The 21,274-nt window shown below is 43.1% G+C and carries 19 protein-coding genes and 1 pseudogene; 12 read left to right on the top strand and 8 right to left on the bottom strand.

Going from position 1 to position 21,274, the window contains the following annotated elements:
- Nucleotides 1-346: 346 nt before the first annotated feature.
- From F6K63_RS00785 to F6K63_RS00795, 3 genes are all read left to right on the top strand, one after another.
- On the top strand, nucleotides 347-2,122 hold the full coding sequence (locus F6K63_RS00785) for a cytochrome c biogenesis ResB family protein (protein ID WP_287310398.1): 1,776 nt from the start codon (nucleotides 347-349) through the stop codon (nucleotides 2,120-2,122).
- Nucleotides 2,123-2,183: 61 nt separating this feature from the next.
- On the top strand, nucleotides 2,184-3,908 hold the full coding sequence (locus F6K63_RS00790; RefSeq protein ID WP_287310400.1) for a cytochrome c biogenesis protein: 1,725 nt from the start codon (nucleotides 2,184-2,186) through the stop codon (nucleotides 3,906-3,908).
- Nucleotides 3,909-4,085: 177 nt separating this feature from the next.
- Nucleotides 4,086-4,535 carry a QcrA and Rieske domain-containing protein gene (locus F6K63_RS00795; RefSeq protein ID WP_287310402.1) on the top strand — a complete coding sequence of 150 codons (450 nt, stop codon included), beginning with the start codon at nucleotides 4,086-4,088 and terminating at the stop codon, nucleotides 4,533-4,535.
- Nucleotides 4,536-4,823: 288 nt separating this feature from the next.
- Here the strand turns inward: F6K63_RS00795 and F6K63_RS00800 are convergent, their stop codons facing one another.
- Nucleotides 4,824-6,650 (bottom strand): ABC transporter ATP-binding protein, encoded by a 1,827-nt coding sequence (locus F6K63_RS00800; RefSeq protein ID WP_229414747.1) that lies wholly within the window; start codon nucleotides 6,648-6,650, stop codon nucleotides 4,824-4,826.
- Between the two features lie 662 nt (nucleotides 6,651-7,312).
- Between F6K63_RS00800 and rimM the strand changes: the two genes are divergently transcribed.
- The 5 genes from rimM to F6K63_RS00825 all read left to right on the top strand — a co-directional run bounded on the left by rimM (nucleotide 7,313) and on the right by F6K63_RS00825 (nucleotide 12,451).
- Nucleotides 7,313-7,939, top strand: coding sequence for a ribosome maturation factor RimM (gene rimM, locus F6K63_RS00805; RefSeq protein ID WP_008189395.1), 627 nt, complete (start codon nucleotides 7,313-7,315; stop codon nucleotides 7,937-7,939).
- Between the two features lie 143 nt (nucleotides 7,940-8,082).
- A complete protein-coding gene (locus F6K63_RS00810) occupies nucleotides 8,083-8,973 on the top strand; it encodes an alpha/beta fold hydrolase (RefSeq protein WP_044495152.1) in 891 nt (296 codons plus the stop codon).
- Nucleotides 8,974-9,765: 792 nt separating this feature from the next.
- The gene (locus F6K63_RS00815) at nucleotides 9,766-10,308 is read left to right on the top strand and encodes a hypothetical protein (protein ID WP_008189401.1); all 543 of its coding nucleotides are present in this window, start codon (nucleotides 9,766-9,768) and stop codon (nucleotides 10,306-10,308) included.
- Nucleotides 10,293-11,075, top strand: a complete 783-nt coding sequence (locus F6K63_RS00820) for an ABC transporter ATP-binding protein (RefSeq protein WP_008189402.1) — start codon at nucleotides 10,293-10,295, stop codon at nucleotides 11,073-11,075. The genes F6K63_RS00815 and F6K63_RS00820 overlap by 16 nt, the downstream gene beginning before the upstream one ends.
- A gap of 839 nt (nucleotides 11,076-11,914) precedes the next feature.
- Nucleotides 11,915-12,451: an NADPH-dependent FMN reductase gene (locus tag F6K63_RS00825; protein ID WP_008189403.1), complete on the top strand. Its 537-nt coding sequence runs from the start codon at nucleotides 11,915-11,917 to the stop codon at nucleotides 12,449-12,451.
- Nucleotides 12,452-12,876: 425 nt separating this feature from the next.
- On the opposite strand, the gene F6K63_RS00830 is transcribed toward F6K63_RS00825, so the two are convergent.
- The gene (locus tag F6K63_RS00830; protein ID WP_008189404.1) at nucleotides 12,877-13,578 is read right to left on the bottom strand and encodes a Crp/Fnr family transcriptional regulator; all 702 of its coding nucleotides are present in this window, start codon (nucleotides 13,576-13,578) and stop codon (nucleotides 12,877-12,879) included.
- A 70-nt stretch (nucleotides 13,579-13,648) separates the two neighbouring features.
- Here F6K63_RS00830 and F6K63_RS00835 point away from each other — a divergent pair, with 70 nt between their 5' ends.
- The 3 genes from F6K63_RS00835 (at nucleotide 13,649) to trpE (ending at nucleotide 17,716) form a co-directional block, all read left to right on the top strand.
- Nucleotides 13,649-14,593, top strand: a complete 945-nt coding sequence (locus F6K63_RS00835; protein ID WP_161603198.1) for a DALR anticodon-binding domain-containing protein — start codon at nucleotides 13,649-13,651, stop codon at nucleotides 14,591-14,593.
- Between the two features lie 1,067 nt (nucleotides 14,594-15,660).
- Complete coding sequence (locus tag F6K63_RS00840; RefSeq protein WP_008189408.1) at nucleotides 15,661-16,089, top strand: photosystem I reaction center subunit II PsaD; 429 nt, start codon at nucleotides 15,661-15,663, stop codon at nucleotides 16,087-16,089.
- 94 nt (nucleotides 16,090-16,183) lie between these two features.
- Complete coding sequence (gene trpE, locus F6K63_RS00845) at nucleotides 16,184-17,716, top strand: anthranilate synthase component I (RefSeq protein WP_287310404.1); 1,533 nt, start codon at nucleotides 16,184-16,186, stop codon at nucleotides 17,714-17,716.
- A 78-nt stretch (nucleotides 17,717-17,794) separates the two neighbouring features.
- On the opposite strand, the gene F6K63_RS00850 is transcribed toward trpE, so the two are convergent.
- The 4 genes and pseudogenes from F6K63_RS00850 to F6K63_RS37035 all read right to left on the bottom strand — a co-directional run.
- Nucleotides 17,795-18,037: a FeoA family protein gene (locus F6K63_RS00850; protein WP_008189415.1), complete on the bottom strand. Its 243-nt coding sequence runs from the start codon at nucleotides 18,035-18,037 to the stop codon at nucleotides 17,795-17,797.
- A gap of 203 nt (nucleotides 18,038-18,240) precedes the next feature.
- The gene (locus F6K63_RS00855) at nucleotides 18,241-18,657 is read right to left on the bottom strand and encodes a zinc ribbon domain-containing protein (RefSeq protein WP_287310406.1); all 417 of its coding nucleotides are present in this window, start codon (nucleotides 18,655-18,657) and stop codon (nucleotides 18,241-18,243) included.
- A gap of 67 nt (nucleotides 18,658-18,724) precedes the next feature.
- Nucleotides 18,725-19,189 carry a hypothetical protein gene (locus tag F6K63_RS00860; RefSeq protein WP_008189419.1) on the bottom strand — a complete coding sequence of 155 codons (465 nt, stop codon included), beginning with the start codon at nucleotides 19,187-19,189 and terminating at the stop codon, nucleotides 18,725-18,727.
- A gap of 24 nt (nucleotides 19,190-19,213) precedes the next feature.
- Nucleotides 19,214-19,330: pseudogene (locus tag F6K63_RS37035) on the bottom strand (RNA-guided endonuclease TnpB family protein); the annotation flags it as partial.
- Between F6K63_RS37035 and F6K63_RS00865 the strand changes: the two are divergent.
- Entirely contained in the window at nucleotides 19,315-19,449 is a 135-nt protein-coding gene (locus F6K63_RS00865; RefSeq protein WP_267872107.1) for a hypothetical protein, read from the top strand. The pseudogene F6K63_RS37035 and the gene F6K63_RS00865 sit on opposite strands and share 16 nt — an antisense overlap.
- 21 nt (nucleotides 19,450-19,470) lie before the next feature.
- Here the strand turns inward: F6K63_RS00865 and F6K63_RS00870 are convergent, their stop codons facing one another.
- Together F6K63_RS00870 and F6K63_RS00875 are read right to left on the bottom strand one after the other, a co-directional pair.
- Nucleotides 19,471-19,950: a recombinase family protein gene (locus F6K63_RS00870; RefSeq protein ID WP_287310408.1), complete on the bottom strand. Its 480-nt coding sequence runs from the start codon at nucleotides 19,948-19,950 to the stop codon at nucleotides 19,471-19,473.
- Nucleotides 19,951-20,089: 139 nt separating this feature from the next.
- Nucleotides 20,090-20,581: a photosystem I reaction center protein subunit XI gene (locus F6K63_RS00875; RefSeq protein WP_044495154.1), complete on the bottom strand. Its 492-nt coding sequence runs from the start codon at nucleotides 20,579-20,581 to the stop codon at nucleotides 20,090-20,092.
- Nucleotides 20,582-21,274: the final 693 nt, after the last annotated feature.

Consider the following 21,274-nt stretch of genomic DNA (forward strand, 5'->3'; position numbering starts at 1 on the left):
AATAAAATAAGCTGACGGCTGACAGCTGACGGCTGACAGCTGACGGCTGAATGGTTACAAAATAATAAATGTATAAATTAATACAGTATTAATTTAAATTAATGGTAGAGAGTTATGACGTTAAGGCGTTTTGGTAAAAGCGATCGCTTAGTTTTAAAAAAGCGAAAAAAACCATAATTTAGGAAAAAGCTTGTGTTGATAAAATTGTTTTATACCAGGGTGTATTATATAGATAGAAGTACTAAATGTTGGGTAAAAACTATTCCTGATTACCTTATAGTTACTGAACCATGTTGTGTGCTACCAATCTTGACAAGTATGTTCAAAAATAACCTAGGATTGCTATATGCTTGAGCATACCTTGAAATTTATTGGCTCGATTAAACTAGCTGTCCCTTTACTTAGTATGATTGTCGCTATCTTAATTGGGGCGACGTTTTACGAATCTCAGGTAGGGTCAACTACCGTTCAACAGGAGATTTATAAAAGTCCGTGGTTTGGAGCCTTAATGTTCCTACTAGCCCTCAACCTAGCGGTCTCAGCTCTGTATCGTTACCCCTGGCGAGGTGCGCGTAAAATTGGCTTTGCTCTGACCCATCTTGGTATCATCGTAATTATCGCTGGTTCAGCGGCTGTAATCCACTTAGGTGTAGAGGGCATGTTACCTTTGCGCACCGATATGGCTTCGAGCAATCAGATTCGGGTTGAAGGGGAATTGTTGGAAGTGATGACACCATCATCACAGTTGCAGCAGACTGATGTATTGATCAAGCCAGATGGTTCAGTCATCCCCAAGCAAATTGGTAAACTGTCTTTGGTAGGCTACAGCGACAATACCATCAAAACAGTCAGTTTTACGGAAGGGGCAACGGCAGATAATCTAGCAGTAGATAATCCAGCTGTGCGATTACGCTTGAAAAGCGATCGCATGGGGCAAACCCTAGAGCGATATTTAGCTGTAGCCCCAGTAGCCTATAGCAAAGTAGGGATTGGGCCAGCTGAATTAGAAATCATTCAGGTCGAAACGGTAGCGACAGGAAAAGGAAAATCTCTGCTATCTCCCCCTGAACAACAAAACCTGAGTCCTTGGGGTAGCATCGAGGTAACGTCAAAAGAAACAGACAAGATAGATACAGAGATTATCGATATAAAACAAGCTCTGTCATCCCAAGCCCCAGACTCCTCAGTCAAAGTCGTCGATTTTTGGCCGGATTTCCGACTAGACGCCAACAACCAACCGACCACGGCCTCCCAACAACTGAGAAATCCCGCAGTACAGTTGGAGGTATCCACACCAGAAGGGGTTGAACGCTGGTTTGTGTTTGGAAAGGAAAACTTTCCGCCAATTCGTTCAGTTGTATCAGGAAAACCCCTAGAAGGAATTGAGATTAGCTATAACATTCAACCCCAGGAATCAGAGGATTATTTCCGGGTAATCGTCACTCAATCAGGTCAGCTATTCTACGCTGCCCATTCCTCGAAAGGATTTAAATCTGGGACTTTAGAGGTTGGAAAAGCTGTCAGTCCCGGTTGGGCAGATTTCCAAATTACCCTAGACGAGTATATTCCCCATGGCAAAATCAATCGTGAGGTCATACCTGTATTTGACCCAAGCGCTAAGGGAGTACCAGCCTTATTAGTCAGCACCGAAACCGGAACCCAAACTTGGTTACCCTGGGGCGAACCGACTACCATTAACGAACCAACAGGAGAAATCTTTGCTGCCTTTAGTCCCAAACTATTGCAACTGCCGTTTGCGATCGCATTAGAAGACTTCATCGTTGAACGGAATGAAGGCAGTGATTCCGTTGCTATGTGGACTAGCAAAATCCGGATCGAAGACCGCGATCACCATGTCATCTCCCACCGCAACGTTTGGATGAACCATCCCACCTGGTATCAAGGCTGGAAAATAGCCCAAGCTTCCTGGAATCCCGGTGACTTAAAACAATCAACCCTACAAATCAAGCGAGAACCAGCCTGGGTAACTGCTTTAACTTGGACAGGCTCTGGTCTAGTAATCGGTGGCATCACCATCATGTTCTATGGTCGAGGGGTAGCTAAAAAACTGCGCCGCCAGCCACAGGAGTCCGGAGTTCCGTTGTATTATCATTCCCCCTAGCATACTTTGTTCTAGTTCAGATTAGCGTTTACTTCTGTTTAGCTTCAACTCCTGTGTTCTGATGAAACCACTCCAACTCCTGATCGGACTCTGTCTGGGAATCGTAATCCTAATCATACCTCCAACCCAATTCCAACCATCACCCCTAGACCCCTTACAAACCCTAGCTGTCCAACTTGATGGACGCAAAAAACCCTTAGACACCGTAGCCCGAGAAACCGTAGCCAAAATTCACGGTTCAACTAACTACCGCCTAGAAAACAATCAAAGCCTTAACTATCTGCAAACCTACCTATCCCTATGGTTTAATAACCGAGACTGGAACCAAGAAGCTTTCATTCTACTGACCTACCGCCCCCTCAAAGAAAAAATTGGCCTTGACCTAGAACAAAAATACTTCTCCTTCGGAGAATTAGTCAGTTCCAACCTAGGTGCCATCATTCTGGAAGCCAATCAAAAAGAAGCGGACAACATTGAGCTGACTAGAGACGAACGAGAAGCCCTGACCATAGAAGACAGACTGGCATTAATGTTACGCACGGTAGGTACTGATACCCTACCCCTAGTTCCCCATCCCAGCGATAGTAAAGGCACTTGGGTAAGCATACCTCAATCGCAACAGTATTACACCAACGAACAAATTACCCCTCTACAGCAAAGTTACCAAACACTCAAACAAGCCTATCGTTTAGATCCCCTACTGACTAATGTTGAGGTTGGGCAAGTCGCAGAAACACTACATCAGCAGTTAGCCGCTCTTAGCCCTGAAATTTACCCCAAGGATTCCGTGCTGCAACGGGAAGTTAACTTCTCTAGTTTTCGTCCCTTTAGTAAAGCCTGGAAAATTTATGCGATCGCATTACTAGTCCTGTTATTAGGATTATCCTTCAAACAATTCGACCTCTACTCAGGTGCAGTAGGAATTTTCCTCACAGGTCTTTTCATCCAAGGCTACGGCTTTATCACCCGCATGGAAATTGCCGGACGTCCCCCAGTCACCAATATGTATGAATCCGTAGTCTGGGTTGGATTTGGGATTGCCGCCATCGCCCTAGTATTTGAGCTAATCTACCGAGCAAAATACTATCTGTTAGCCGCTGCTCCTTTATCAATCCTTTGTCTACTTCTAGCAGACAGTCTTCCAGCCGTCCTAGATCCAAGTATTGCCCCCCTTGTACCAGTACTACGAGATAACTTTTGGCTAAGTATCCACGTTCCCACCATTACCCTCAGCTATGCTAGTTTTGCCTTAGCTATGGGATTAGGACATATTATTCTAGGACATTATCTAGTTGCTCCCCAATCCTTTCAACGAATTTCCAATCTTTCAAAATTCAACTATCGAGTACTACAAATTGGTGTTTTACTGCTCACTACTGGCATTATTCTCGGTGGGATATGGGCTCACTTCTCCTGGGGTCGCTTCTGGGGTTGGGACCCTAAAGAAACCTGGGCGTTGATTGCCCTAATGTGTTACATAGTCCCCTTACATGGTCGTCTGGTAGGATGGTTAGCAGACTTTGGCATGGCAGTCATTAGTGTAGTTTGTTTTAATGCTGTGTTGATGGCTTGGTATGGCGTTAACTTTGTTCTCGGTACTGGTTTACACAGTTATGGGTTTAGCACTGGTGGCTCAGAATTAATTGTCGGAACCCTCGTTGGTTTAGACTTATTATTTGTAGCAGCTGCCGCTACCAGACATAACCGTTGGTTGCTATCTAAATCTAGTGACAATATAGTGAAACAGTTGAGTAACAACCAACCAGTCATGGCTAAAGATAATTAAAATTGATTAAAACTAAATAAAAATGCATAATTTCAACTAATGATGAAGATATTATAAACCTAATTTAGTTGCTCATATTTTCAATTAAAAAATCCTGGTTTGAGAGATAATAAATATAATTAATCCTTGATTATGGTTTATTATTAAAATAAATCGTTTTCCACATAGAGGGATACTATGGATCGTCGTCAATTTATGGGCTGGTTTGGTGTTGGTGCATTGGCTACTTATCTACCAGTAGCATTAGCCGCTTGTAGTCCTGATCAAAGTCCCCCAAAAGCAACAGAAAAGAAAAGCCCTAATATTGATAAGTCGGTGCGAGAAGATGGATTCCAAGCCGTTGGCACAGTGCAGGAGTTAGAAGAAAAAGGCAAAATTAGCGACAAGACAGCAGATATTCTAGTCGTGCGTAATCTGAGCAACAATAGTCTTGTTGCCGTGAATCCTAGGTGTACTCACCAAGGTTGTAGCGTGGATTGGAAGCAAGAGGACAAAATATTTAACTGTCCTTGTCACGGTTCTAAATTTGATTTAGATGGCAAAGTAACGAAAGGACCTGCAGACAAACCATTGAAAAGCTATGAAACAAAGGAAGAAGATAATTTAGTTTTGGTAAAAGTAAGCTAGTCATTTAGGAGCAGGTTTGATATTGCAGCTGAAGTCCCCCTTTTTAAGGGGGATTTAGGGGGATCTGTTGGGTGCATCTCATTTTTGGTGTTTGACCCCGTGGTGCGTTACGGGGCAGACTTTCCCAAGGCTGGCTACGAGGCTGAAAATGACGGCGAGCCCCCCTAACGCACCCTACGCAACATTTACAAATATGAGATGCACCCGATCTGTTTGTACCTCATGGGAGATAGAATTGCTATAACTAACCTGCTCCTGCTCTTTTCCAATTCAAAAATTAAGGCTTTGTTAATTTAAAATGATGTCTTGATAAGTACCTGACTTCACTAAACGACCTTGATCGAGTAAATAGATACAATCACAATGTTCAATAGTAGAGAGACGGTGAGCAATAATAATCATCGTTTTAGTGCCATTCAAAGATTTAATTGCTTCATTAACCAAGTGTTCAGTTTCATTATCTAGTGCAGAAGTCGCCTCATCTAGGACTAAAATTTCCCTCTGATGGTAAAGTGCGCGAGCAATTCCTATCCGCTGCCGTTGACCACCAGATAAACGCACTCCCCGTTCACCAACAACAGATTTAACTCCCTCAGGTAATTGGTCAACAAACTCCGCAAGTTGAGCAGATTGGATAGCCTGATCTAATCGTTCTCGATCAATCAAATGCTTTGGAACACCAAAGGCAATATTTCCTTCGATTGTGTCATCTATGAGAAAAATCGACTGTGGGATGTAGCCAATTAAATTTTGCCAGGAACGCAGATTCTTATATATGGATTTACCTTTGTACCTAATCTCACCACTTTCAGGTGCTAAGAGACCTAAAATTACATCAACTAATGTTGTCTTACCTGAGCCTGATTTACCGACTAAAGCAATAGATTGACCTTTGTTGATAGTCAAGGATATGTTCATAATAGTAGGGTCTAAAACTTTGGGATATCGGTAGGTAATTCTATCAATTTCGATCTGATTATCCTGGTGTGATAGACTTCTATTAACGTCAATAGACTTTGCAAAATTACTGAATTGCTCTGAGGGAGTATTAGGCTTGGATAGGGGAGATAAATCTGATAAATATTTAGGTTCAAAAATTTCCTCTACTTCAATGTCTTCTAACTCTTTTAAATCCAAGTATATTTTATTAATCGAATAGCTGGCGTTTCGCATCAAAGCAATATTAGATGTTAAATGACTAAATGCTGGAATCATGCGCACGGAAGCCAAAGCGAAAATACCTAAAACTTCGATAATATTTTCTGTCCCAAGGTTAAAGACTAAGACTATAGATACAAAAGCTACTAAAAATGTCACTAAAATTGCTTCAATTATAATGCGAGGCAAAGCTTGGAAAGTATGAAATGATGTCATGCCATTAACCAGTTGATCGACTTGATCACTCATTTGCCTTTCAAAGTAAGATTCGCAACCAATGATGCGTGTTTCTTTTAATCCTCCAAGGCTATGATTGATGATGCGAATCATTTCCTCCTTAGATTGAGATACCTTTTTTCCCCATTCGGAAATTTTGTCTTTAAATTGGTAGATAATACCCAAGGGTATTAGTAAAATCAAGGCTAGAGTAATTGTTGCGATCGGATCGGTTATTATTAGTAAAATAACTAAAAACAATATAATAATAAAACTGGCTACGGTTTTTAGGAAAGGAATCATGAATTTGACACTAAAAACTCCAGATTCTTCCAAGACCGTGTTGATTAAAAAAGCCGTATTTTTCCTAATATGAAATGTGTAAGGTGCTACCAAGTAGGCATGGAGCAAATTTGAGGATAGTTCACCGTATTGAGTAAAGCTAAATTTAAAGATATATTTTTGAGCTTGGAAACTTAATAAGGATTTAGTCCAGAAGGCAACAATAATAATTAAACCTAGCAAGGCAATAAACTGAACTTCAGAAGTTAAACCTAACTTGACATAAACCCAATGCAGCCGAGAATTTAGTTCAATCAAAGTTGGGTTAGTAGCTAACCCCATAAATGGCCCGACAAGTCCAATACCTACAGTATCCAGGAGGGAGGTTAGTAAGATTAATAACAGAAGAGGGATTAGTCTGAGTTTTCTTTCTCCGAGAATGTATAAAAAATTTGACAAATAGCTAACCATTTGGTATTGAAATTATTAGGATGATAAATGAATAATTCAGTTTAAATCAGCTTTACGATGTCGTCAAAGATAAGAGGAAGGATTGAGATTTGGTCAAATCTAGACAATTGTCCTAGTCCGGTGCCATTGCCGAGCAGCATCAGGAGAAGCTGGACAATCTCAATTACTTGCACAAAGTCATTAAGCTCTCGAAGCTGAGCTAATGGCCAATTGCCTTGATTGAAGTAACCCTGATTAGACTGTTAGTATCTATAACGTCTATAAACCAGTTTTCAAAATCCAGAAGCCCACAAGCCCTGTTAGTGTCGGCATACTGTATAGGTTATAGTTCACAAACTATTTATAATTTATCTAGTTTCATTAGTTAGTTATTATTAAAACCCCAAAAACGAGTAATTGTATAGTTAAAAATAACAAGCAATATCTTGTTCAATATAAAATGACTAAAATTACGATTTAATTGGATTTTTTTTATATACTACTATCCTGAACATTTAGGGTGTGTTTTATAGTATTTTTTCTGATCAAAATGCCGGTAATCAGGATAAAATTAAATGACAGGTCCGCGCTATCCACGCTCTCGGGCCTCTTTAGGGATGATGGTACTACCTTGCCCTTAGTGCTTACTTCACTTACCTAAAAATGCTCAAATGACCAATGAAGACTGGCTAGAAATCGGTAGAATTGTTTCCCCCCATGGGTTAAAAGGAGAGTTGCGAGTCTATCCAAGTTCTGACTTTCCCGAAAGGTTTGAGGAGCCAGGACAGCGCTGGTTAAAACCACCAGGGGATAATCCACCCCAACCTGTAGAATTACTCTGGGGGCGTTTTGTCCCTGGTAAAGCGTTATATGTTGTGCAGCTCAAAGGGGTAGACAACCGGGATCAGGCAGAGGCGTTGCGCGGTTATCAACTGTTGGTACCAACCAGCGATCGCCCAGAGTTAGAGGAAGATGAGTATCACATCTTAGACTTGATTGACCTTGAAGTCTTTAATCAACTCACCGGTGAAGCTGTGGGGGTAGTCGTAGATGTGATCCCAGCGGGTAATGACCTTTTGAAAGTCAAATTGCTATCTTCAGTGCAACCGCCCCCAACCCAGCCGGAAACTCCACCACCCACTCGAACTAGCAAGAAACGCCAAGCCAAAGGTAAGAAGGAACCACAGCCAGCAACGGTACTGATTCCCTTTGTAAAAGCGATCGCACCAGTGGTCGATCTCGAAAATGGTCGGATTGAGATTACGCCTCCTCCGGGTTTACTAGAATTGAAGCCTTGACCTGATCAATCATTGCTAGGTCATGTTTAATCGTATTAAAAGATAACGATTAATTATAACTAATTTATCATCCATAATCAACTTAGTACCTAAATGTTTAGTAATATTAAAATGAGTAAGTTAATTAAAGTTAACAAAAAGCTGTGTCTACACAAAAACTAATACCCTACCACAGGACGGAAAACCATGTTTGGAACTGGCAAGGTCACCAAATTGAATACACCGTAATGGGGACTGGTAAGCCTCTACTGTTGGTTCATGGTTTTGGGGCATCCATTGGACATTGGCGCAAGAATATTCCTGTCCTAGCCGCAGGGGGTTATCGAGTGTTTGCCATCGATCTGCTGGGATTTGGAGGTTCTGATAAACCTGCCTTGTCCTACACCGTAGAGTTGTGGCAACAACAAATAAAGGACTTTTGGGATACCTACATCAACGAACCTACCGTATTTATCGGTAACTCCATTGGTGCTCTGTTAAGTCTGATGGTGGTAACAAACTATCCTGAGATTGCTGCTGGTGGTGTCTTAATTAACTGTGCTGGTGGACTCAATCACCGCCCTGAAGAGCTAAATCTACCTTTGCGGTTGGTGATGGGAGCTTTCACCAGATTAGTGAACTCTGCAACCTTTGGACCGTTCCTGTTTAACCGTATCCGCCAGAAAAATCGCATCCGCAGCACCCTTCGTCAAGTCTACTGTGATTCAGATGCCATTACAGATGAACTTGTAGACTTAATCTACCAGCCTGCTTGTGATCCCGGGGCTCAAAAGGTATTTGCATCAGTTCTTACTGCTCCTCCTGGTCCTGGACCTAGTGAACTTTTACCTAAGTTACAAAGTCCTCTACTCATTCTTTGGGGAGAGGAAGACCCTTGGACACCGATTTCTGGTGCTACCATCTTCCAAAAGCAGAGTGATCAGGGTAAAGACGTAAAATTTGTAGGAATTCCTAACGCTGGTCACTGCCCTCATGACGAAAACCCAGAGTCCGTAAATTCACTGATTCTCGATTGGTTGTCATCTAGCTGGTGAAATAGAAAAGGAATTAATCAGGGTCAAGCACGTAAGTAAGAAGGGTAAACTTTAACATTTACAGCTATTGATAATACTAGGCATTTTCCCTGTAAACCAAGATAATATTCCGTAAATTCACTGATTATAGATTGGCTTTTCTCTGGATATAAATAATAATAAGCGATATTTATCAAGCCATAGACAATCCTATCGTTGATTAGCCGTAAGCACATAGTTATTATGGCATCAACAGCTAGATTTTCGGTGCATAGATTGTTAGGACGAATTAATGTGAAGTAACCGAAATTGAGTGAGTATGAGCTATGTACGTGTTATTACTGATGACCGGAGCGGGAAGAGTTAATTTAACTGCTTCTTCAAGAGGTTTGAATGATTCAGATATTATTAATAAAGCGCTTGTCAGGGTCAGATTGCTTAAAGAACCAGCTAGGGTGGCTCTGAAATAAAAATCAGGTAAAGCTCCCGCAGTATTCCAGAGAACTTTTAAGTAAATTCACGGGAAGCTTTTTGAAATCTTGCTGATTCTTCAAGATTGTTTAAGTGGTTGTCGCGACGTCTTTATTGTCAAGAAATATCACAATTTAGAAGAAACCAAAATTGGCTTCCAAGTGTTACGAGTTTAACACGGAAGCTTTAACTCTTTGTTGCCAAGATAGGACTTACCCTATCAGGGGGTTCACCCCCCATTAATAAGTTGACTATATCACTTATCCTCTAATAAGAGTGTAAATGCAGAAGTTCTACAAAAATTCCTAGCAGGTAATTTATGCACAGGAGGAGATCATAATAATGACAATTGAAGAATTAGCCAAGGGCTATATGACAGCTCCAGCCTATGAAGCTCCTCTATCCTTAATTAGAGAGTTTCGTCAATTTGTGATTGACTTAGCAAAGGTAGAACTGCAAGGGGTCAATTTTGAGTACGTTGACTACCAACCCTACTTTAGAGGACCAGATCTATGTCTGAATGACATCAAAGCTGACTTTGAACAAGGAAATGTTAAAATCAGCGCCCAATATAATGAATCAGATCTACTAGGTAAGGACGTCAACTTAATTTACCGATGTATTCATGAAAGGCATCACGTTAAACTAGATGTGGACTTTGGCTGGGAAGGCGAGTGCGCGATTGCTGCTCACATTATGTCCTTTACAGACAACCTGTTGTTTAAGCAACTTCTCTTTAGTGAAGGGTTAGGGCAAGTGGCTGTGCGCCTGCATACAGGAGAATTTCCTGATTATCAAAAAGTAGTGCTTTTTGATGAAGAGGTTATACATTGTATGGAGAAGACAATGAAAAATGTCAGAAATATCCGATGCCAGAACCATTGATCGAACTGAAGGGAGTGAGCAAATCCTTTGGAAGCAATGTCATTTTGAATCAGTTGGATCTGAAAATTTATCAGGGTGATGCCCTAGTTATTATTGGTCCTTCTGGAACTGGCAAATCAACAATTCTTCGGATTATTGCTGGCTTACTACCTGCTGATGTTGGTGAAGTTTATGTTAAAGGGCAACGGCGCTCCGGTTTAATAGAAGATGCTCAAGACCCCATTGGCATTGGTATGGTATTTCAGCAGGCAGCTTTGTTTGACTCGCTGACGGTGGAAGAGAATGTGGGTTTCTTGCTTTACCAGCATTCTAAACTACCACATCATCGAATTAGGAAATTGGTCAATCAAAGCCTGGAGATGGTAGGGTTATCTGGTGTTGGAGACCGCTACCCAGCTGAGTTATCAGGAGGTATGCGCAAACGAGTCAGTTTTGCCCGTGCTATCATTTCTAATCCTGATCATCCCAGGGACAACCCAGAGGTGTTACTCTACGACGAACCAACCGCTGGACTTGACCCGATCGCCTCAACAGTGATTGAAGATTTAGTGCGCCAGATACAACGGGAAGAAAACGCTTGTAGTACTTACCTAATGGTTACCCATCAGGAGAGTACAATTCGCCGCACCGCTGACCGGGTTGTTTTCCTCTACAAAGGCAAAGTACAGTGGTCTGGCAGCGTTGGGGAGATAGATACCACAGATAATCCTCTAGTGCAGCAATTCTTTAGTGCCAGTACCACCGGTCCAATTCAAGTAATAGGTTGACTATAGGTCAAGAGACTGTTTTTATTTATGAATTTGGTTAGGTTCGTTGGCTGTAGGTTGAATGGCTTTAGGCATAACGGCTGTACGTTGAATGGCTCTAGGCTAAGCCGCTCTAATTACTAGTCAACGACCAGGACCTGTGTTATAGCACTACGCGCAAGTCAGAAGTTAGAAGTCAGAAGTCAAAGGTGCGCTTTCCGTTCTCCGTAGGAGACGCGGGGCGCGAACGGCGAATTAAATTCGCCACGGGTCGCACCTAAAAGTCAGCGATTACTTACGTTTCGGAGTTTAGGAATGTCCTAACAGTAGCGCGTAGTGCTATACCCATTGGGGCTGATCTGGATGCCCTGTCGATTAAACAACAAAATGATCAGGTGCGACCCGTGGCGAATTTAATAATTAGATGCGGAAAGCCCACCTATGCCTTATCGGTCAAAGCATGATGGTCGAATTTATCGTTGCGGTCATGATCGACATACTCCGATCTGCTACAACAGGAGTTTGACAAAGTTGCTGCCAACTTGCTAGACTATACGTAGTCATAACGACTACGTATAAAATTGGCTTTCCTTGATAATTGGTAGCTTTCACGACAAAAAATCACAACTTAAGGTGCGACGCGAAGGTGCGACCCAAGGGCGCGAGCAATCCCTCGCGCCCTTGGAGGCGCGCACCTATAGCGAATTTAATTCTTAATGGGAAAGCGCACCTAACCTACTGAAACACTCAGCACTCAGCTTGGTTGACGGTTGACAGTCAACCAGACTAAGCACTCAGCAATCAGTACTCAGTACTAAGCACTCAGCAATCAGCACTATAGTTAAACAGAGGTTAGTGAGATGGTGAACATTGTTGGAATTAGTGGTAGTTTACGTCCTGAATCCTATAGCTATCAGGCTCTAGAGCATGCTATAGACCGAGTGAAAGCTAATGGTGTATCCACTGAAATCCTCGACTTGCGTCAGATGCAATTACCATTTTGCACTGGTGATAGTGACTATCCAGACTATCCAGATGTCACCCGATTACAGGAAACCGTGAAGCAAGCCGATGGCTTAATTCTGGCAACACCGGAATATCACGGTGGTGTGAGTGGTGTACTTAAAAATGCCCTAGATTTGATGAGTTTTGAACATCTCGAAGGGAAAGTTACCGGTTTGATTAGTGTATTGGGGGGTCAGTCTAATAGTAACGCTCTCAATGACCTACGGATAATTATGCGCTGGGTACATAGTTGGGTGATTCCAGAGCAGATTGCCATTGGTCAGGCTTGGAAAGCCTTTGGTGAAGATGGCAAGCTTTTGGATAAAAAACTCTCCGAGCGCTTCGATAAATTTGCTGAAAGTTTGGTAGCAAATACTCAGAAGTTAAGGTAAGCGCAAATCGGGTTAGGGACTTGGGTGTAAAAAAAATACCAATTAAAGTAGGGTGGGCAAAGTATAGCAATTTCGGGCTTTGCCCGACGCGGGGCGCGTTCGCGCCCCGCGTGGCCTACGGCCAAACGCGAACGGAGCAGCCAGTAGCGCTGCATCGCTTTGTCCCTCAAATTTGGAAATTTGGAAACACCATTACACCCATTGCCATAAAAACATTTATATAAAAAAAACTGGCTGTGTTGTGAAGGGTGTTACCCCTCACAGCACAACCAAGCTGATCATCAATTACGGCACAGGATGGCTGATTTGTGCGATCTGTTAGGTATATATTTATTAAAAAGGAATTTAGCATGGCTGTGTTGCCAGTTTGGCAGTAAATTAGATTTCCACTGCAATTACTCGAACACAAGCATCTACAAGTGTACCTAATTAGGAGTTATCTTAGGTACTGAGTCACCTGATAAGCAAATTAAATTATCCTTCTGAGTGTTGATGATTCCCCGTTGGCGAAGCTTTCCTATCAACCGAGTGACAGTCACGCGGGTGGAGCCAATGGCACTACCGATTTGTGCATGAGTTAAGGGAAATGGTAAGCAGTAACCTTGTTCACACGGTTCCCCGAACTCTTCAACCAATAATATGAGAAATCCCAAGAGCCGATCAATGGTTCGTCGCTGTCCTAAGGTACTCAGCCAGAGGAGTTTGCGTTGATGCTGAAGCCTAAATGCATCTAAGATCTCCCGTCGGAAGTGTGGCCAGTTGTCTAAGTCATCCCAGTACATCCATACCACAGCAGTTTGCTCAACGTGGGAGTAAGCCTGAAGTGTGAAGGGTGAAAGGGCAACAATTTCAAAGGGCTGACCGGCACCAATGAATCCTAAAAACGCTTCTTCCATATTCTGATGGGAGCATTGAGCTCCAGAAAAATTGGGGCTAGCGCTGACTTGAGAAGTACCCACCAAACGGATTGCCCCCCGCTCTACCAAATACAACAACCCAGGACGGGTAGGAATCCGCTCATCTTTGCTAAACGTCCTATAACGGTAGTGTTCCTGTCCCCAATCTAAGATCCTTTGCCAAGTTACAAAGGGTCGGGATGCCTCTAATGGGTCGGATGGTGAATACATAAGCTCCGAGCCTGATGGATACACAAGTTTATCTAGATCTTACATGGAGTCCAAAGTAACAAAAAATACCTTGAGAAGTAGCTCATGGCGCGTAAATTTGTCAGGTAATTCTGCTGCTCTGAGTACCCGATTACAACAACAGATATCGAGAGCAATAGTATATTCTGGTATTCCCCAGTTGATATTGGAAACGATTCCTTTAGAAAGGTGCTCAGATAATACTGGTGTAGCATATCGCTCAGCGATCGCTCTCAAGCTTTCTCGCGCCATGCAGCAAAGTCCTCTCGCCATTGCTCATCAGTTAACTGTATCTTTGCCAACCATAACTCAAGATGCTGGGAAACAAAACTTGATCGAATTCGAGGTTGAAGTAGCTCCCCCAGGCTGGATTAATTTTTGGCTGACAGATCAGGGGTTAGCAACTTGGTTACAAGATTGGATTCAACCTTCAACAGACACCCTGATTAGCTTTCGCCCTCAACAAGGTCAAAAGAATCTCTTGCCCTACTTAGAACTTACCACTCAGCACTCAGCACTCTTCTCACAAGATACTTCCAAGATCTTTAGAGTTCAGTATGCCCATGCTCGTTGCTGCTCACTCCTGGGCTTGGCTCATCGCCAGGGCTTAATCCAGATTCAGAGTATGGACTTGAAAACCTCTAAGGGACTCATAGTTGTGCCATATCCAATTCCCTGGTTAAAAGACGACTTAGGAAAAGGAACAAAGCAGCCGCTTATACAGTTGGTCCATCCAGCAGAAAGACTTTTGATTGGTCAAATCATGGACTTGACAGACTACTTTAGTGGAACTGAATCAAAGCATTGGCTAAAATTGGCAAGTTCTGTGAGCAATGCTTTTGAGCAGTTCTACCGTAGCTGTCGCATTTGGGGGGAGGTGAAACACCAGACCCCTAGGCTGGCTCAAGCAAGGTTAGGATTAGTGGGAGTAACTCAAGTAGTCTTGCGATCGCTTCTAGAAGACCAACTAGGTGTCCTTGCACCAGGTGAACTTTGACCGAAAAAAAAAATTTTGCCAAAGGGGTTGACAAATCCAGAAAGTTTTCGGTATATTTACGGATGTGTGAGGAGCGAACCAGTCAGGGAACCGAGACGAAACACGGCCAGTCGTCGGTTCCCTTTCTGATTTAATTGCCGGATTTAATTTTCTGATTTAATTGGCCGAGGCAGATACCGCCAGTAGCAAAGCTGGCTTGATGCCCAAAGGCGGGCTCTTTGACAAAAAAAATGGGTCTCAAGCCCCGTCCTTCGTTCGACGGCTTTTAATAAAATTACTAGAATAGAAGAGTGGCCTAACACAGACAGGATTCGTCGGTACTGTCATAACCTCACGACGTAAAGCGATGTTAGCACCTGAGGCGCGAAAAACCTCATTAAAAACGTATGGATCCTAACAAATACCGCAAACCAGTAAAGTAAACCTTAAAAGATAAAAAGTACCGTGGGGCACACGGAAACTGAGGAAACTCAACGCTTAGGGAGATAAGCCCACTGGGGTTAGTTAAATTAGGCTAGGTATTTGGTTCTTAAACGGATATTTGGCTTAAGTATTGCCTTTGACGGATAGCTAATTTTAAGGCATGTCGAGGAACTAAGAATCCCCGTCCATAAGCGGGCGGAGAGTGTCAACTAAGCCAATAATTGACCATTACCAATAGCCAGGGCTGGGATTGATGAGGCTGGGATTGGTGATAAGCCCAAAATTACCAGATAGGCAAGTATAGGAGTATTTCAGTTAAAGAAAATTAAGGTTGGCAAAATTTCCACAACGATCAGGGTAGGGTGGTGTTGGTAGCCTCATGTCATTGCCTTGACGGGTAACTAGGGCTTATTTTGTGTGTTGTTGCTTGTTTTTGTTTGTAATAGCTCCTTTGTCATCAGCCGGAAGTCCCTTGGCAGAAGAAATCACAAATGACCAATCACTAAGACCAATCACTAAGACCAATGACTAAAATCACGAATAGCTAAAGAACTGTTACAGTTCTTGACAAAGTAGCCAGACAGGTATGAAGTCGATGATAGCATTCCCTTGAATGCCTTATTTATAGACACGAGAAAAAAACTATGGCAGAAGAACTGACGGGACAAACTCCCATATTTGGTGGTAGCACTGGCGGATTGCTGACCAAAGCTGAAGTTGAAGAAAAATACGCTATCACCTGGACAAGCTCAAAAGAGCAAGTGTTTGAAATGCCTACTGGTGGGGCTGCCATCATGAATGAAGGGGAAAACTTGCTCTACTTAGCTCGTAAGGAACAGTGTCTGGCATTGGGAACCCAACTGCGGACGAAATTTAAGCCCAAAATCGAAGACTATAAAATTTACCGGGTTTATCCCAATGGTGAAATCCAGTTTCTGCATCCTGCAGATGGGGTATTCCCAGAGAAAGTCAACGAAGGGCGTCCCTATGCAGGGAAAATAGACCGCAATATTGGCAGCAACCCAGAACCTGCAACTATCAAGTTCAGTGGGAAGGCAGCTTACGAGGTTTAATTAATCAGTGATAAGGTAAAGGGGAAAAAGTTGAACGTTGTGACCAACAGTTTCAGCTGTTTGCCGAATTTTCAACCTTGAGCTGAGAAAGACCATGATTTTCCCAGATTTTTCCCAATTTTCAACCGTAGCTCAACAAGGTAATTTTGTACCGGTAACCCAGGAGTGGGTGGCGGATTTAGAAACGCCAGTTTCTGCCTGGTATAAGGTCTGTGCTGGTCAACCCTACAGCTTCTTGTTGGAATCGGTAGAAGGTGGTGAAAATCTGGGACGTTACAGTTTACTTGGTTGTGACCCCCTGTGGGTATTGGAAACTAGGGGAAATCGCACGACTCAGACCAACCGGGATGGGTCAGTAACAGTATTTGAGGGAGACCCCTTTGAAACCTTAGGGAATTGTCTGAAATCCTATCAACCTGTAAATTTACCCCAATTGCCGCCAGGAATTGGGGGTTTGTTCGGTTTCTGGGGTTATGAGTTAATTCGTTTTTGTGAATCCCGTGTGCCAATTTATCCTCTACAGTCCAATGACTTGCCCGATGGATTGTGGATGCAAGTGGACAACCTGATTATTTTTGATCAGGTCAAGCGTAAGATTTGGGTGATCGCTTATGCTGATTTACGACAGGCCCAAGGAGATTTAGAGGCAGCCTATCAAAAAGCATGCGATCGCGTTCGTACTCTGGTCAACAAACTACAAGGGCAGCTCTTAGGTAAGGACACAGTACTCCCATGGACACCTCCAGATAGTGGTACTCAAGAACTGTCTTATATAAGCAATACAGACAAGTCCCAGTTTTGCGCTAATGTCGAAAAAGCGAAAGACTATATCCGAGCTGGGGATATCTTTCAGGTCGTATTATCCCAGCGCCTCTCGACAGAATACAAAGGTGACCCTTTTGCCCTTTACCGTTCCCTAAGGCTGATTAATCCCTCCCCCTACATGGCTTATTTTAATTTTGGGGACTGGCAAATCATTGGATCTAGCCCAGAGGTAATGGTTAAGGCAACAGCTTCCCCAGAGGAAAAAATCCAGGCAACATTACGACCAATTGCTGGAACTCGACGTCGGGGTCAAACTCCTCAAGAAGACGAAGCTCTAGCTCAGGAGTTACTCGAAGATCCAAAGGAAATTGCCGAACACATTATGTTGGTTGACCTGGGTCGGAATGACCTGGGTCGTGTGTGCAAGAGTGGTACAGTCAGAGTGGATCAACTGATGCTCATTGAGCGCTACTCCCACGTCATGCACATTGTTAGCAACGTAGTAGGGGATCTGGATGCTAGTAAAACAGCTTGGGATTTACTGAAAGCTTGTTTCCCTGCGGGGACAGTGAGTGGAGCCCCCAAAATTCGGGCAATGGAAATCATTCAGGAACTGGAACCAGAACGTCGCGGACCTTACTCCGGTGTCTATGGCTGGTACGATTTTGAAGGTCAGCTCAATAGTGCGATCGCAATCCGGACTATGGTAGTTCGCCCATGTGGTTCTGGTAAACATACCGTGTCAGTGCAAGCTGGTGCTGGCTTGGTAGCAGATTCTGACCCAGAAAAAGAATATCAAGAAACCCTCAATAAAGCTAGAGGCTTACTAGAGGCTATCCGCTGTTTAGACTTTGAGCAGTAAGCTATCAGCTAGGCGCGCCCCTGCAGGGAACGGGACGATAGCTTACTGCTAAAATCGCCCCTAACCGCTAACCGCTAACTATTCCTTCACAGGGTTAACTAGAATCATGCTAGCTTCTTGCCGTCGGATAGCTACTTCTGTGGTGGAACCAACTCGAATGTGCAACGGTCCCCCAAACCAGGCTGAGCGCAACACTTGTACCTGTCGATTAGGAATAATGCCAATTGCTTCTAGTCGATTGGCGAGACCTTCGACTTGCAAACCTATCTGAACTTTCTCGATAATGGCAAGCTTTCCAGGTTTTAATTCGGCTAAAGTCATTTAATTAATTAATAATTGGTTTGAGAAAATTCCGATACTTTTTAGCTACCAAAGTCTACCAAAGGCAGACCTTAGCTCGCCAATGCAAGGTGATTTCTCACCCAGGGTGTATCTACCAAAGCATGGCCGTAGGCCACGCTGCGCGAACGAAGAAATATTCCACGAGCGCCATTTAGATCTCGTTCGCGAAGCGTGACCTTTGGTCAATCCATCTTTTGGCCATCAATTCCTGACTTGATGATTTTACTCGCGCCGATCTTGACTAATTCACCCCTCCAGCTAACAGTTTTGCTGGTATAGGCTTCACAAACATCAACAACAGTTTTACCCGTTTCAAATGCTTTATGCTTGAGGAACTCTTTGAAGCTGTAGTGAGCAAAGGAGAGCATATTGCGAACGGTCTTTGATCGAATCTTCCGATCTTGTCGTTTTGACATTTGAGATGTCTCAAAGGTTGGAAGTAAGATTACATCAAAGTTGTCTACCAGAAACCTAGCGGCTTTGTGATGCAACTCGTTGATTAAATTCTGTATTCTAATAACTATCGGTCTAGCCGCTTTTCTCATTCGACGTTTCTGCTTACCTTTTGCCTTACTGATTTTTGAGATCAGATTATCCAAGTGGTGGCATAAACGCTGAATTCTGGAAAAGTCACCATGGCCGATCTTGCCTACATAATTTTCACGCTCATAATGTCAAAAAAGTCCTGACACCGGTATCAAGAGCAACTACCTTACCTTGGTTCTCGGTTTTATTTCTAGTTACTTTGTGGGGAACTACCAGGTAATAGTCCCCATTGGTGCTAGTTAATCGACAGTCACAGATCTGATCCGGTAGTGTTTCAGCAAAGGTTAATTTACCTAATTTAGTGTGATAAATACCTTTGACTGAAACAGCCGACTTTGGAATGTAGCAAGACTGAAAAGGGTTCTTCCTAGAACGAAAACGAACTCGATTAATTTGCCCACTTTTATTGTACTTTTTTTTAGCTTCCTTTACCGCAGTGCAAGCATCCTTAATCCCTATAGATTTAATTTGATAAGGGACTTCCTTACACCATTCAGGGAGGCTATTTAAGATGTCAGTTTTGATGGCTTTCCAGTTAGCTTTAACCTCGCCATCCTTAAGTATTTCGACGGTTCTGTTAAACACATAACGGGACACTCCAAACCACTGGCGAATAGTTGCACGTTGATCAGCGTTTAGGAATAGTCGGATCTTATTTGATTTTTGAACCGTACTTTCATTGTCCGTGGACTCTACAAGAGAAGACGTGAATGATGGACAGAAGATTGACCTTTGGTCATGGTTCGCGAGCGGCGGTAAGTTCTCATTCTAGACAACTTTTAGTGTCGTTGAGAACCACGAGTTTTCCACCGTTGAGACTGACCGGAGATGAAACCTTAGAGTAGTGCAGCCTTACTACAAAACCTTTACCCTATGCTGCATAATTTACCAACTATAAAGGCTGCACTACTCTTACGGTAACTTCTAACCAAGTATTCAAAGAGTTCAAACCCAAACCGGGTAAGTCTGTCTCTACAGGCAACAATAATTGTGAGCTTATCGCCCCGCATAAGTCGTTCCAGTATGGTTTTAAGCCCTTTGCGTTTGTAGTTGAGACCTGACTCGATGTCTTGGATGATTTCCGCTTCTGGGTACAGGGAATGCAGATCAGGGACCTGTCGATCAAGGTGATCCCACTGTTTTCTGCTGCTGAGGAGGCAGTAACAGATAGTAGCAGTTTGAGCCATGGGTACTTTTCCGAGGCTGAGTAAGCTTTCCGTGTCAAAGAGCCGGTAGCCGCTTGGGATTCGTTCACATTTGATCGTGCCATTGTCGGCATATTTCCGAAGAGTATTTTTGGAAAGTCCCGTCAGTTCGACCGCCTTACGGAGTGGTATTAGTGCCATCACTATAGTCTACCGAACCTTAGTAGATTTTGGTAGACTATATGACACTTTTAGTAACTGTCCACTAACCTTACTCTCTTGCTTAGCTATCGGCTTTCGCCGACCCTGCGCGATCAGAAACTCTTGTCTCCAGTCAGAGTTAAGAGGACCATACTCCACTAGCAATCTTTTGCAGTGGCGCTAGATGAGGTGTCAGGCATAGGAAATAGGCAAAAACTGCCCCGCCACAAGCACCAAGGAAGAAACCACTGGCAAATTCACTCCAGCCTTCTTTAGTTCCTAAGTCTTCTGGTGGATTGGGTGTGGTCAATGTTGCCTTAGGTTTGCCGGAGCCAGCCGCTCCATAAATAGATAAAGCAACTGTCAGAAGAGCCACTAAGCCAACTGTTGCCAGTAAACCAGCTGTGCTGGCATACTCTGTCCCACGCAACGGACCTAGTAAGGCAAACGGTCCATACAGAAAGTAGCCATGAGCCATACCAACTTCTAGACCCCGGCGATTGGCTGATAGCCCTTGACGGTAGGCTGGCAAGTTGTTGATGAAAGCTTTTGTGAAAGCAGAGGAATTAATTGGGGTGGCTAGATTACCCACTTGGGGATCTCCACCATGGTTAATTACATCCATCGTCATTGTAAATTTATCTCCTATCAAATCGGATAAACCCCTTGAGTAATCATACTTTAGGGGGGAGAAAAGGAACTGAAAGAATCAGCGCGAGTAATCGTCGCTGAGAAGCGCATCCTCTCGTAACGAATTATACGAGATATTGTTCTTTTTATTAACCTTTTTAGTCAATGGCAAAAATTTTAGCTTTAGTTCTTTACCGTAATATAACCTTTGTAAAACCATTGTAATCACCTAAAACCAAGGGTTTTGATGACTAACCCCCTTTCAGTCTCTTTGGTTTTTGTAACAAAAAGTAATTAATTTTTGTAAAGAATTTCGGTCAACTTTTGTTAAAAATCTTAATAATTATCCGACTGGCATAAACTTTCCAGTAATCTGAGCCATTGAAGAAACTGGGTCGTTGGTATAAGGGCAGGTTGGGATAACCCCTCCCATGCTACGAGGTGAAACGGGAAGTTAACCCAAATTGAATGGAGTTGTGTGCTTTTGTCTAGGTCAACGACAGGTGTTGATGTCAATAGAGGGATGGCAGACTGATTAGAATTGACTCTATCAAAGACTCAGCAAGGGCAGAAGCAATCATCAGGTTTTTGCCACAGGTTGTATGGGAAATTCCGAGGTAGATCTTGGTATTTCATAGTCCTGAAGCGTGATAGGATTAACTTGTCGAAAAAATCGATAGTAATCTACCCCTCT

It is taken from the genome of Moorena sp. SIO1G6 (assembly GCF_010672795.1).
GTDB lineage: Bacteria > Cyanobacteriota > Cyanobacteriia > Cyanobacteriales > Coleofasciculaceae > Moorena > Moorena producens.